General features: G+C 65.1%; 10 protein-coding genes. 5 read left to right on the top strand and 5 right to left on the bottom strand.

Annotated features, from left to right (window positions below; translation table 11 throughout):
* Positions 1-84: 84 nt before the first annotated feature.
* Positions 85-474 (bottom strand): SMU1112c/YaeR family gloxylase I-like metalloprotein, encoded by a 390-nt coding sequence (gene gloA2 / locus LN450_RS19205; RefSeq protein ID WP_041855113.1) that lies wholly within the window; start codon positions 472-474, stop codon positions 85-87.
* Positions 475-1,114: 640 nt separating this feature from the next.
* On the opposite strand from gloA2, the gene LN450_RS19200 reads away from it, so the two are divergent.
* From LN450_RS19200 to mmuM, 4 genes are all read left to right on the top strand, one after another.
* Positions 1,115-1,795 carry a hypothetical protein gene (locus LN450_RS19200; protein WP_011346874.1) on the top strand — a complete coding sequence of 227 codons (681 nt, stop codon included), beginning with the start codon at positions 1,115-1,117 and terminating at the stop codon, positions 1,793-1,795.
* A 56-nt stretch (positions 1,796-1,851) separates the two neighbouring features.
* Complete coding sequence (locus tag LN450_RS19195; RefSeq protein WP_011346875.1) at positions 1,852-2,277, top strand: hypothetical protein; 426 nt, start codon at positions 1,852-1,854, stop codon at positions 2,275-2,277.
* 144 nt (positions 2,278-2,421) lie between these two features.
* Positions 2,422-3,819: an S-methylmethionine permease gene (mmuP, locus tag LN450_RS19190; protein WP_011346876.1), complete on the top strand. Its 1,398-nt coding sequence runs from the start codon at positions 2,422-2,424 to the stop codon at positions 3,817-3,819.
* Entirely contained in the window at positions 3,816-4,781 is a 966-nt protein-coding gene (gene mmuM / locus LN450_RS19185) for a homocysteine S-methyltransferase (protein ID WP_011346877.1), read from the top strand. Before mmuP ends, mmuM begins: the two co-directional genes overlap by 4 nt.
* 80 nt (positions 4,782-4,861) lie before the next feature.
* Here the strand turns inward: mmuM and LN450_RS19180 are convergent, their stop codons facing one another.
* The 3 genes from LN450_RS19180 to LN450_RS19170 all read right to left on the bottom strand — a co-directional run bounded on the left by LN450_RS19180 (position 4,862) and on the right by LN450_RS19170 (position 8,530).
* Positions 4,862-6,799, bottom strand: coding sequence for a DUF885 domain-containing protein (locus LN450_RS19180; protein WP_011346878.1), 1,938 nt, complete (start codon positions 6,797-6,799; stop codon positions 4,862-4,864).
* Between the two features lie 275 nt (positions 6,800-7,074).
* Positions 7,075-7,851 (bottom strand): queuosine precursor transporter, encoded by a 777-nt coding sequence (locus LN450_RS19175; RefSeq protein ID WP_011346879.1) that lies wholly within the window; start codon positions 7,849-7,851, stop codon positions 7,075-7,077.
* A gap of 4 nt (positions 7,852-7,855) precedes the next feature.
* On the bottom strand, positions 7,856-8,530 hold the full coding sequence (locus LN450_RS19170) for a DUF502 domain-containing protein (RefSeq protein ID WP_011050890.1): 675 nt from the start codon (positions 8,528-8,530) through the stop codon (positions 7,856-7,858).
* 436 nt (positions 8,531-8,966) lie between these two features.
* Between LN450_RS19170 and LN450_RS19165 the strand changes: the two genes are divergently transcribed.
* Positions 8,967-10,343 (top strand): hypothetical protein, encoded by a 1,377-nt coding sequence (locus LN450_RS19165; RefSeq protein WP_011346881.1) that lies wholly within the window; start codon positions 8,967-8,969, stop codon positions 10,341-10,343.
* 422 nt (positions 10,344-10,765) lie between these two features.
* On the opposite strand, the gene LN450_RS19160 is transcribed toward LN450_RS19165, so the two are convergent.
* The gene (locus LN450_RS19160) at positions 10,766-12,319 is read right to left on the bottom strand and encodes an alginate export family protein (RefSeq protein ID WP_008578263.1); all 1,554 of its coding nucleotides are present in this window, start codon (positions 12,317-12,319) and stop codon (positions 10,766-10,768) included.
* Positions 12,320-12,367: the final 48 nt, after the last annotated feature.

Genomic DNA, 12,367 nt, shown 5'->3' with positions numbered 1-12,367 from the left:
CGACACCTTAGCGAGGCGAAGGTCGGCGCATGACTCAACGGGTACGCGTGCCTCGCTGCACTGCGGTTCCGTCAGGCATACGCGCTAGCCGACCTCGTACAACTCCAGCGGCAGCTCGTCCGGATCTGCAAAAAAGGTAAAGCGGCGGCCGGTGTATTCGTCGATGCGGATGTCTTCGGTGGCCACGCCGGATGCATTGAGGTGCGCAACCGCGCTGTCCAGATCTGCGACGCGAAACGCAAGGTGGCGCAGCCCTTGGGCTTCAGGGCGGCTGGGGCTTGCCGGGGCAGCGGGGAACGAGAACAACTCGATCTGTCCGCCATCGGGCAGCGCCAGATCCAGCTTCCACGAATCGCGCGCCTGTCGGTAATGCTCGTCGAGCACGCGCAGGCCCAGGATCTGGCAATAGAACCGTTTGGAACGCGCGTAGTCGCCGGCGATGATCGCCACATGGTGGATGCCGGCGAGCATCATGCCGCGCTCCGGCGCATTGACGTTGACCGGCCGGGCAGTGCCGGCGCGCTCGACGGCGCCTCGCATGCAGATGGCAGGCGCCCGTCCGCGATGCAGGACGCAGCACCGCTATCGCACGCAGCGTGCTGTGGCCTTGGCGGATTTATGGGCAAGCGCCCGGCAAGCAGGCAGTGCACGGATGTTTGCGCAGATCGAAGGTAAGGGTGCGGCATGTCAGAGGACCAGCAGAAACCAATCGGCAGCATAATCGCCCGAGCGTTAGCCGCAGGCCCTGGTTCACGGCGCGCGCACGGCTGTGCCCGTTTGCGCACGGTCGCAGGATGGCCGAATCGAAATCCGGCGGGAGCGATGCAATGCGCGTAACGCGGCGCCCGTGCGTGCACATCAAGGACGACAGCACGGCTGATTTGCCAACGGCCCCTGCACGGACCTGCAGTGCCGCATGCGCGATTCCTGGCCGCAGATGCGGAAGGGCAGCGCGGCGCTGTCCGCCCACATCCTCCGCGTGGCAGGCCGATGTCAGGGGTTTGCCGATGGGCTGCACTGTCGTCGCCGCCGATGCTGGACACCGATGTCGTACCGGTGTGCGTTTGCATGACGCCGCCGCGGCATCGTCCTTCCATGCCAACCGAGCCTGCCCATGTCCATTCTTGCGTTCCAGCCGCAGCATCTCAAATCCATCCCCCAGGGCGTGCATGTGATCCGGCACCCGGCCGGCACGCTGCCCGATCGCGACGCCATCGTCGCGGCCTTGCCGCGCACCGAGCAGGGCACGCCGCAGTTGCATTACGACACGCTGTGGATCGGCGGCGGCCACGGCGATGTCGACAACCAAGGAGCACCGACCAAGTTAAACGACTGCACAGGTGTCGAAAAGGTCACGAGCTTCATCGAGGATCTGGTCACCATCGGCATCCGCACGCCGGCGCTGATCGTCGATAGCTGCTTTTCGCTGGCCTGGCTGCCGCAATTTGCTCCCCTGCTCACCGAGGACGGCATGTTTGCCGGCTGGTCGTGCATCTGCAGCGTCAATCGCCTCGAACTGCTGACATCGCACCGGTTGCCGGCGCTGGTGGAGCAGATCGAGATCAATATGGACACGGCGACGTCCAGCCAGGTGGTCTACATCGCACGTGATCGGTTGCTGATCCGCTATGCGCAGTTGACCGAGAGCGTGGAGGTTAAGGCCGCCGATCTCACCGATGCCCAGGTAACCCTCGCCCGCGTCGGCAAGGCGACCTGGCAGGGCAGGCCGCTGATCGCCACCGACCAGCGCACCGAGGACCGCACGCGGTTCATCGAACGCCTGCACCAGCTCTGACCGGCCCGGCACCGTCGGCCATCCGGTCATCCACCCAACACCAGAGGACTTTCTCCATGACCACCTACACCAACAACGGCACCGGCACCTTCAGTAGTGCCAGCAACGCGATCCGCAAGCATGTGCTCGACGACTACCTGGCGGCGAAGATCGCCAACCATCTCGGCATCCGCCGCAGCGATGTCAACGACGGTACCGTGATCCAGGTCCCCGCCAGCTACGCCAACAGCGAAGGCGTGATTTCGGGCATGGAACTGGTCAAAGGCCTGCGTGTGGACCTGCAGCGCGCGCAGGCCCACGACGGTAATACCTACGCAACCTGGCAGGTGCAGTGGGGCACCGGCAGCAACGGCAAAACCGGCGGTGCCTATGCCGGCGTGTTGATGCGGGTGGCGACCGACTTCACGTTCGCCGAGTTCCGCAAAGCGATGAGCGAGAGCTTCGGCTATACACCGGGCGCCTATTGCCGGCTCGATCCCTGACCGGCACGGCGAACGAACCGATCGGCAGCATCACCGCCCGCCCGCCAGTCAGAGGCGGGCCCTCGCCCACGGCTGGCCCGCGCACGGCTGTGCCCGTCTGGCTGCGCGTGGCAGCATAAAGCTTCCACCCGATCAGATGCACCCATGCCCGAATCGTCGTCTGCCACCGCGCCGCAGTTCCAGCGCAGCATGCAGGTGCGCCATCTGGTGATGCTGTCGCTGGGCGGCGTGATCGGCACCGGCCTGTTTTTCAACACCGGGTACATCATTGCCAGCACCGGCGCGCTTGGCACGGTATTGGCGTATCTGATCGGCGCACTGGTGGTGTACCTGGTGATGCAATGCCTGGGCGAGCTGGCGGTGGCGATGCCGCAAACCGGTGCGTTTCACGTGTATGCCGCGCGTTACCTCGGCCCGGCGACCGGCTACGTGGTGGCGTGGTTGTACTGGTTGACCTGGACGGTGGCATTGGGCTCGAGCCTGACTGCCGCAGCGTTCTGCATGCAGTACTGGTTTCCGCACAGTCCGGCGTGGCCCTGGTGCCTGCTGTTCTGCGCGCTGATCTTCGGCCTGAATACAGTCTCGGCGCGCTGGTTTGCCGAAGGCGAGTTCTGGTTTTCGTTGATCAAGGTGGTCACCATCCTGGTATTCATCGTGCTTGGCGGCGCGGCGGTGATCGGTCTGTTGCCGTTGGCCGATGGTTCGCCCGCACCGGGGCTGCGCCATCTGCGCGCCGAGGGCTGGTTTGCGCATGGCGCGCTGCCGATCTTGATGACGATGGTGGCGGTGAATTTCGCATTTTCCGGCACCGAGTTGATTGGTGTGGCGGCCGGCGAAACCGCCCAGCCTGCACGCGCGATTCCGCTGGCAATCCGCACCACGCTGGTGCGGCTGGTGGTGCTGTTCGTCGGCACGGTGCTGGTGCTTGCGGCGCTGCTTCCCGCCAAACAAGCGGCGGTGGAAACCAGCCCGTTCGTGCGCGCCTTCGAGCTGTTGGGCATTCCATATGCAGCCGACATCTTGAACGCGGTGATCCTCACTGCGATCCTGTCGGCGGCCAATTCCGGTCTGTATGCAGCCGCGCGCATGCTGTGGTCGTTGGCCAATGAAGGCACGTTGCCGAGTGGCCTGGCGCGCTTGACCGGCCGTGGCATTCCACTGCGTGCCGTGTCGCTGAGCATGCTGGGCGGCTTGCTGGCGCTGCTCACCGGCGTGTATGCGCCAGAGACGGTGTTCGTTGCGATCTCGGCGGTCTCGGGATTCGCGGTCGTGGTGGTGTGGCTGAGCATCTGCGCGGCGCATTACCGTTTCCGTCGCCAACTGCTGCGCGATGGCGCTGCGCTGGAAACGTTGGCGTATCGCGCGCCGTGGTACCCATGGACCCCAATTCTGGGCTTTTCGCTGTGTCTGCTCGCCTGCATCGGCCTGGCATTTGATCCGCAGCAGCGCATTGCGCTGTGGTGCGGTGTTCCGTTCGTCGCGCTGTGCTATGGCGCCTACGCACTGACCCAATGGCTTGCGGCCCGGAGACTGCACGCATGACGATTCTTCCACGCCAGCCGCGTGCCAACGCACCTTTCAGCCAGGCCTTGCAGCACGATGGGTATGTGGTGCTGGATGGCGCGCTGGCCACCGAGCTGGAACAGCGCGGCTGCGATCTCAACGATGCGCTGTGGTCGGCGCGCGTGCTGATGGAGCAGCCGGAGCTGATCTATCAGGTGCATCGCGACTACTTCGCTGCCGGTGCGCAATGCGCGATCACCGCCAGTTATCAGGCCACGCCGCTGGGATTTGCCGCACGCGGACTGGATGCTGCGCAAGCGCAGGCGTTGATCGCTCGCAGCGTGGCGCTGGCGGCGCAGGCGCGTGCCGATCATCTGACCCTGCACCCGTATGCGGCGCCGCTGTGGGTGGCCGGCTCGGTGGGGCCGTATGGCGCGTATCTGGCCGATGGCTCGGAATATCGTGGCGACTACGTGCTGCCGATCGAGCAGTTGATGGATTTCCATCGCCCGCGCATCGCCGCGCTGGCCGAGGCGGGCGTGGATCTGCTGGCTTGCGAGACGTTGCCATCGGCCAGCGAAATCGTGGCGCTGCGGCAGTTACTGCAACACGAATTTCCGCAGCTGCATGCCTGGTTTTCCTTCACCTTGCGCGATGCGGCGCATCTGAGCGACGGCACGCCGCTGGCGCAGGTGGTGCCGGCGCTGGATGCCTGCGCGCAGGTGATTGCGGTGGGCATCAACTGCATTGCACTGGATCAGGCGAGGGCTGCATTGCACAGCCTTGCGGCGCTGACTGCGCTACCGCTGGTGGTATACCCGAACTCGGGCGAGCACTACGACGCCAGCGACAAGCGCTGGCATGCCGGTCACGGGGCTGCGCTCACGTTGGCCGACCAGCATGCGCACTGGTTGGCGGCTGGCGCGCGCTTGATCGGTGGCTGCTGCCGCACCGCACCGCGCGATATCGCCGCGCTGGCGGCGGCGCGTGCGCTGGGCTGACCCGACCTGCGAACGCGCGCGCATCGAAGGCCTACCCGCAGTAACGGGTCAGCAGCGTCCAACTACCGTAGCCGTACGCTTTATCCCTTCTGCGTGGCGATCCAGCGCTGGATCTTGTCCTGCAAGATATCCAGCGGCACCGAGCCGTCCTTGAGTACTTCGGTGTGGAAGGCGCGGACATCGAAGCGTGGGCCCAGCTCGCGCTGCGCCTGCTCGCGCAATTGCGCAATCTTCATCTCGCCCACCTTGTAGGCCAGCGCCTGGCCGGGGATGGCCATGTAGCGGTCGACCTCGGCTTCGGCATCGGCACGGCTCATGGCGGAGTTGTCCACCATGTAGTCGATGGCCTGGCTACGCGTCCAGCCCTTGCTGTGCAGGCCGGTGTCGGTGACCAGGCGAATCGAGCGCCACAAGGCGTTCTGCAGATAGCCGTAGTAGTTGTAGGGGTCGTCATACAGCCCTAGCTCGCGGCCAAGCGATTCGGCATACAGGCCCCAGCCTTCGATGTAGGCGGTCTCACCGCCCAGGCGGCGGAACTTGGGCAGGTCGGTCAACTGCTGCTGCAACCCCAGCTGGTAGTGGTGGCCGGGCACCGCTTCGTGCAGGTACAGGCTCTCGGCCTCCCAGGTCTTGCGTGAAGGCAGGTCCGAGGTGTTGACGTAGAAGATGCCCGGCGTGCTGCCGTCGCCGCTTGGGCGCATGTACGAGCCGCTGGCGGCCGATTGCGCACGCTGCGGTTCCACCGCACGAACTTCCAGCGCCGGCATGCCCTGGGTGTTGAACAGCCGCGGCACCGCCAGCTGCACGCGGCCCTGCAGGCTGCGGTACGTGCCCAGCAACTCGGTGTCGCTGCGGAAGCCGAAGCGCCGGTCGGTCTGCATGAACTTGTAGAACTTGGGCAGGTTGCCGCGGAATTTGACCTGTTTGGCCACTGCCTGGATTTCTCCCTGCAGGCGAGCGACCTCATCCAGGCCGATCTGATGCACCTGTTCCGGGGTCAAATCCGTGGTGGTGCTCTGGCGTACGTCATAGGCGTACCACGCCGCGCCATTGGGCAATGCCGCCAGTCCATCGCTATCGCGGCAGGCGGGCAGGTATTCGGTGGCGATGAAGCCGCGCAACGCGCGGTAGGCCGGCATGATGCGCACTTCGATCATGCGCTTGTACTCTGCAGTGATGCGCTGCTTGTCGGCCTCGGGCATGTCGGCGGGCAGGTTGCGCACCGGCCCCCAGAACAGGCTGTCTTCGGCATTGCGCGCGATGATCGCGTCCAGCTGCGGCAGCACCTTCTGCATCAGCACCTTGGGCTGCACCACGCCGGCCTGCATGCCGGCACGCATGTTGGCGATGGCCTGCTCGAACAGGTCGGGAATGCCGAGCGCACGCCGCGACCAGTTGTCGTAATCCTTGACCGTCTTGAACGGCTGCGCGCCGGTGCCCGAGCCCAGCACCACCGCAATGCTGGCGATGTTGTAGAACTGGTTGATCGGCAGCATCCAGCTGGGAAACTGCTCGGCGGCCAGTGCGCTGCGCGCATCGCGCACGAAGATCTGGTAACTGAGCAGGTCCTGCCCACTCAGCCCATCGGGCCCCAGCGCCTCGGCCTTGCCCAGCCACAGTACGGTGAAATCGTGCGATTGCTGGCGGAATGCCGGCGACAGGAAGTTCGGCAACTGGTCGTTGTAGCGGCTCTCGCCCTGGAAGGTGGCCTGCAGCGGGTTGAGCTTGAGCGAGGCGTCCCAGTACTGGTCGTACAGCAGGTTGAGCTGCTGCGCCTTGGTCAGCACCACCGGCGCGGCCACCGCGCGGGGCCTGACCCTGGCGGCCTTGCTGCCCTTGCCCTTGGTGCTTTTGGCTGCCGGCTTGGCGGTCTTCTTGCCTTTGCTCGCCTTCGCGCGCGTTTGCGTGGTCTGTGCCTTGGCGGTCTTCTTCTTGGCCGCATCGGCCGGCGCCGCCAGCGACAGGCTCACGAGGGCGGCCATGGCCAGGGACAGCAGGCGGGAAAAGCTGAGGGGCATTACCGGCTCCGGAAACAAGCGAGCGGGGAGCTTGCCCGATCCGCACGGTTACGGCCACCCATTGGGGGCATACCGCCTATCGGCAATTCATGCGGCGCATGGGCGCGGTGCTGCGCCCGGGGTGATGTGTTGCGCTGCGACATGGCCGGCAAGGCTGCGTCCAAGTCACACCGCGGTGGGCTGGCTCGCAGCGCCGCGATCAGGACCACTGGCGACCAGACGTTGCCGCCGCAACCCATTGCGTTGCGATGACCCTGGCTGGGAGACAGCCCGGCTCAGTCGGCAGCGGCTTCTTCGCGCAGCTGCTCGGCACGCTCGGCGCCCAGGTACGCGGTGATGCCGCGGCGTGCCAGATACAGCAGCGGGATCAGTAAGACCGCAAAGCCCATCTTGTAGATGTAGTTGAGCGTGCTCACCGCCAGGAACTGGTCGATCGACCAATGCTGCGGGCCGAGCACGAAGGCGATATAGATCACCACGAAGCTGTCCACCACCTGCGAGACCGCAGTGGAGCCGGTGGCGCGCAGCCACACGTGTTTTTCGCCAGTGACGCGACGGATGCGGTGAAACACCGAGACATCGATCAACTGGCTGAACAGGAATGCCACCAGCGAGCCGCCGATGGTCCACAGCCCTTGTCCGAACACTGCCGCAAATGCGGCCTGGTAATCGGGCACCCCCTGGCTCTGCGCCGCAGTGACCCACCAGCCCGCCGGCGCCAGCGCAATGGCCGCGAAGGCGAACACGAAGCCATAGCCGATCAGCACCACCGCCACCCACGAGATGAAACGCACCCCGCGGCTGCCGAAGAACTCGTTGATGGTGTCGGTCATGATGAACACGATCGGCCACAGCAAGGTGCCGGCGGTGAAGCTGAGCGAGCCGCGCTGGCCGAACAGATTCCAGTTCAGTGGCGCAATGCCGAGCGTGTCTTCCAACGCGAAGATCTTGACGCCAATGAACTCGGCCAGCGCCGCGTTGACGCAGAAGAAGGCCGCCAGTGCGATGAACAGGCGGACCGCACGATCGTCGAGGGTGCGCACATGGGACATGGTGTCAGCGATCCGCAGTCCGGGTGAAGGGAACCGATTCGGGCGCCACGGCGCCACCGGAAATGATGAAGCTCATTGCCTGATCCACGCTCCAGTCGGTGGGCGTGAGCAGTTCCACCGGCACGATTTCCAGGTAGCCGGAGGTGGGGTTGGGCGTGGTGGGCACGTAGACCGCGGCCAGCTCGCGGCCGGTGCCCTGTTCCTTGATCACGCGGGTGACCAGGCCCACCGATTTCATGTCGCGATGTGGGAAATCGATCAGCACCACGCGCTGGGTGCTGCCGGGCTGGGTCTGCAAAATGTCCAGCAGCTTGCGCGCGCTGTCGTAGACCACGCTGGCCAGCGGAATGCGCCGCATGATGGCCTCGAACCAGCGCAGCAAGCGCTGGCCGATCACGCGCCGGCTCAGGATCCCGACGAACAGGATGACTGCCACCGTGGCGATCAACGCGATGGTGTTCTGCACCCACAGCGCCTTGAACCAGCCCAGGTAATCGGGGAACGAGGCAGCGATGCGTTCGGACAGCGGCACCACCCACGGGCTGCTGATGCCCGAAAGCAGCGAGAAAACGAACTTCACCACCACCCAGGTCAACCAGACCGGCAGCAAGGTGAGCAACCCGGTCAGAAAGACCCGTTGCAGGGAAGGGCGGACGTGGGGAGTGGGGGATTCGGACATCGCCATAGTGTAGGCATTCGGCCACGCTCGGTGGAGCTGGGGACGGGGTTTGGCAGCAGGCATTCGCGATTGGCAAGAGTGTTTCGCGTGCCGCGATCCGCTGCAATCCCATGATTCCTGTACTCACCTCGACACAGACCTGGCGGCACCCGCAGCCCAGCGGCAGCGGGCAACCCGTACGGCTCGTACAGCCCTCCTGCCGTTGGCAACCATGGCGCGCAGTGCGGATGAAGGGTGGGGCGACGTCTGCCAGCACCCGGATTCTTTCAACCACTTACCGAGACCACCGCCCATCGCCAGCGCGCGGTGTCGTTGCCCAACGTTGCGCGGGCCGCCAGACACACGGTTGCCGATGGCCTGTAGCCCCAAGGCACGCGATGCGTCTATGCCCATCGCAGGCCTGCGCAGATGGCACTAAGATGCGCAGCTCCCAGGGATGGATCTTTCGCACGTGCTCGCCAAATTTCTCAAAGCCGCCTTGCTCGGTGTCTGCATCCTGATCGCCGCGGTGCTGTCGCTGTATACGGTCTCCAGGCATTGGCCGATTCCCGAATCGCAGCGTGAGGCGTTGGCGCAGCTGCGCCAGCCGCTTCCACCGTTGCGCGGGAGCAACATGTTCGGGGCGCTGTGGTCGTTGTCGTACGCGATTCCCGAGGCGCAGCGCGAGACAGTGCTGGCGCAAGACCTCGCGCGATTCAATCGGTTGCCGGAGCATGCGGCATTCCAAAGCGCCGCTGCAGGCTATCGGCGCTTGCCAGGTTGGCCATCCGGCGCGCCTGCGCTATGCATGGCCAGCGCTGGCGGATGCTTGCAGCGCGTGCGCGAACAACCGCAGGCCTATGCCGCTGCGCTGGCCGCACAGGCACCGATGCTGGCGCGGATGCGGGCGTTGGCGCAACACGCCGACTACCGCAGCCCGTTCCGTCCACGCGCCGATACGCCGTTGCCCGAACTGCCGCGCATGTCCTTGTCGATGACGGCCAGCGCCTTGGACTTTGTCCAGGGGCGCACCACCCAGGCCTTGTCCGGTGTCTGCACCGATGCGCAGGTGGCCCGTGTCCTGATGCGCAGTAGCGACAATCTGGCGATCACGATGATCGGCGCGGCGATGTTGCGCGGCAATGCGCACCTGTTTGCCGACATGCTGGCCGAATTGCCGGCGCAGCATCCGCTGCCCGCGCAATGCGCCGCTGCCTTTGCGCCGCTGCCGGTGGATGAGATCGCGCTGTGTCACGCGTTGCACGGTGAATCGCGGATGGTATTTGCGATGCTGCAGGAGGATGCGTTGACGCAAGGCAGCCAATCGTCCTGGCAAGACCGCTTCCCGTTGCGGTTGCTGGACGACGACCGCACCCAGGCCTTGCTGGCGCCCACCTTTACCTGGGCCTGCAGCGCGCCGGTGCGGACCTTGCTGGCGCAGGATCGGCCGGTTCCGCAAACGCTGATCCCGCTGCCCCAGACCGCATCGGTGGCCTGCATCGCCAATGCAACCGGGTGTTTGCTGGCAAGCGTGTCGCATCCGGACTACGTCAACTATCAGCACAAGATGCAGGACACCGCCGCTGCATTGCGCGCGCTGTCGGCGCTGCAGTGGTTGCGCGACCATCCTGCGCCGACAACGCCGCTGGCGCAGCAGATCGCCGCGCTACCGCCTGCGTTGCGTGGACAGGTGCGCCCGCTAGGCACCGGAAACGACGGCAAGAGCCTGACGCTTCGGCAGTACGCACGACCGGAGGGCGTGGCGGGCAATGATCGCTGGCCGTTGCCAGGCAGTGCGATCGCGGCCACACAGGCAGCCTCAGCGGCTCACTAAAACAAGACGCCTTCCGCATCGCCAGGCGCAGGTCGCAGCGCTGGTGCAGGCGGTCTGCGCTTGCATGCGCAATGCTTGCATCCGCAGCGGCTGCCTGGCGACCTCCGACGGATAGCAGTCAATCGGATCGAGCAGTCGCCAGGTGCGCATGGAGGCGCGCATGTATCAGCGTGCGTGGCAATGCCGATGCGAAGCATCCGCCACGCCTGCCTGGTATCTGCGCAGTGGTGCGTTGGTTGCCTGAAGCGGCCGGAGGTCAGGACGACCTTACGCCTTGAATGCAGCGCGCGCGTCTGTGTCTGCCTTGTTCGTTGTCATCGGCATGCCCGCACGTAAAAAACAACATGCCGCGTCCTTGCGGGACGCGGCATGTGATGACGCCACTGCCTATTGGGGATGCATGACGCACCCAACGGCTGTGGTCAGAAGCGGAAGTTCAACCAGCCCATCACAAAGGTCGAATCGCCGTAGCCGGCCTTCTCCAACGCCGGCCCGGCCATCAGATGTTCGGCGCGGAAGGTCACCGACCAGTTCGGGTCGATGTTCCAGGTGGCGTTGATGCGCGGCATGGTGCCGATGCGGCGCTCGCCGGTGTTCTGGGTGCGTGCGTAGGCGCGTGCCTGGTTGTTGTAGATCGCATCGCTGGTGGTCTGGCGCCACAGCGTTTCCCACTCCAGGTTCACGGTGAGCTTGGAGGTCGGCGAGAACGTCAACGTCGGTGCAGCCGTGACCAGGTTTACCGGGCCGAAGAACGTGGCCCAGCTGAAGTAGATCGTGTTGCCGTACAGGAAGTTGTTGTTGCGCAACGTGCCGGTGCCGGAGGTGCCGCCGCCACCAGAGGCGATTTCGCTATGGAAGCCCAGGCGCGGCTTCCAGCCCGATTCGCTCAACGACCAGGCATTGGAGGTACTGGCCATGTAGGCGCGCAGGTCGCGTCCACCGAAGCTGCCGCGCTGCACGGTCACGAACGAATCGGTGCGCAGCTTGCCCACATTGCCCCACAGGCGCAGGCCGTAGTAATTGCGGTTTTCTTCCGCGGTCTGGCGTCCCCACACCTGGTTGTCGTTGCGGAACTGATAGAAGAACGGCTCCAGGTACATCGGCTTGGCAGTCGCCAGGCGGTAGCCACCGACCACGCCGCGGAAGTGCCGCGAGCGGTCGATGCGATCATCGCCGAGGCCTTCGGTGCCATCGATGTTGAAATTGAAATCGAACAGGTCAACACGTGTCCTGTCGCCAATTGCCCAGGCGCGCGCGCCGTTGAAGGTCACGAAGATATCGGTGTTGTCGCGCAGCGCCATCAGCGTGGTCGGGCCATCGACGAACACCTGGCGGCCGACGCGCAAGCCGGTGTCGGCGCTGCCGATCCGGCCTTTCACGTCGAAGAACACCTGCTGCAGGATCGCGTTGTTTTCCTGGGTGCCGGTCTTGGTGCCTTCGTTGCGCCCGTCCAGGCTGCCATGCGCCAATTCCGTGTACAGACGGAAGTGCTCGCCTACATGGAAGTCGGCGCCGAAGAAGGCGCGCAGCAGATATTGCTGCTGAGAATGGCTGCCGGGAATCAGGCCCGGATTGGTGATGGTATTGCTGCGCACGCGCAACTCGTTGCTGAGCGACACGTACACATCGCCGTCGTCGTTGAGCGGAATGTACTTGAGCGGATCGAACGGACTCTTGCGCTTGGACGGGTCCTTCAGATACGACCAGTCTTCGGCCCAGCGCACCTGCCACATGTTGCCGCCTTGTTTGGCACCCCAACCCTGCGCTTCGAGCGGATAGCCCTTGGCGGTTGCCGGTGCGGCGGTGACCGGCGCTTTGGCCGGCTCGGCGACCGCCTGCTCGGCATTGGTCGGCGCCGGCTGCACCTGCGCCAGGCCAAGGCCCGGCAGCGCCAACCCGATCGCAAGGCACAGGCGCCGTGTGGCACCAAAGGAAGTATCAGCCATGGCCGGCTGCGCCAAGCGTGTCATTTGCATCGTATTCCCCGTCGAAAGTGAAAACCCCTAGGCGAAAGGTATCGGCAG

The organism is Xanthomonas euvesicatoria pv. euvesicatoria (assembly GCF_020880415.1).
Taxonomy (GTDB): Bacteria; Pseudomonadota; Gammaproteobacteria; order Xanthomonadales; family Xanthomonadaceae; genus Xanthomonas; species Xanthomonas euvesicatoria.
Note: the sequence above shows the minus strand (reverse complement) of the source record. Positions and strands in the feature narration are given on the sequence as shown.

Bases quoted from the DNA above. Each gene is read 5' to 3' on its own strand.
- LN450_RS19165 (WP_011346881.1), top strand. From the start codon at position 8,967: ATGGATCTTTCGCACGTGCTCGCCAAATTTCTCAAAGCCGCCTTGCTC.
- LN450_RS19180 (WP_011346878.1), bottom strand. From the start codon at position 6,799: ATGCCCCTCAGCTTTTCCCGCCTGCTGTCCCTGGCCATGGCCGCCCTC.
- LN450_RS19160 (WP_008578263.1), bottom strand. From the start codon at position 12,319: ATGCAAATGACACGCTTGGCGCAGCCGGCCATGGCTGATACTTCCTTT.
- gloA2 (WP_041855113.1), bottom strand. From the start codon at position 474: ATGATGCTCGCCGGCATCCACCATGTGGCGATCATCGCCGGCGACTAC.
- LN450_RS19170 (WP_011050890.1), bottom strand. From the start codon at position 8,530: ATGTCCGAATCCCCCACTCCCCACGTCCGCCCTTCCCTGCAACGGGTC.
- LN450_RS19200 (WP_011346874.1), top strand. From the start codon at position 1,115: ATGTCCATTCTTGCGTTCCAGCCGCAGCATCTCAAATCCATCCCCCAG.
- mmuM (WP_011346877.1), top strand. From the start codon at position 3,816: ATGACGATTCTTCCACGCCAGCCGCGTGCCAACGCACCTTTCAGCCAG.
- LN450_RS19175 (WP_011346879.1), bottom strand. From the start codon at position 7,851: ATGTCCCATGTGCGCACCCTCGACGATCGTGCGGTCCGCCTGTTCATC.
- LN450_RS19195 (WP_011346875.1), top strand. From the start codon at position 1,852: ATGACCACCTACACCAACAACGGCACCGGCACCTTCAGTAGTGCCAGC.
- mmuP (WP_011346876.1), top strand. From the start codon at position 2,422: ATGCCCGAATCGTCGTCTGCCACCGCGCCGCAGTTCCAGCGCAGCATG.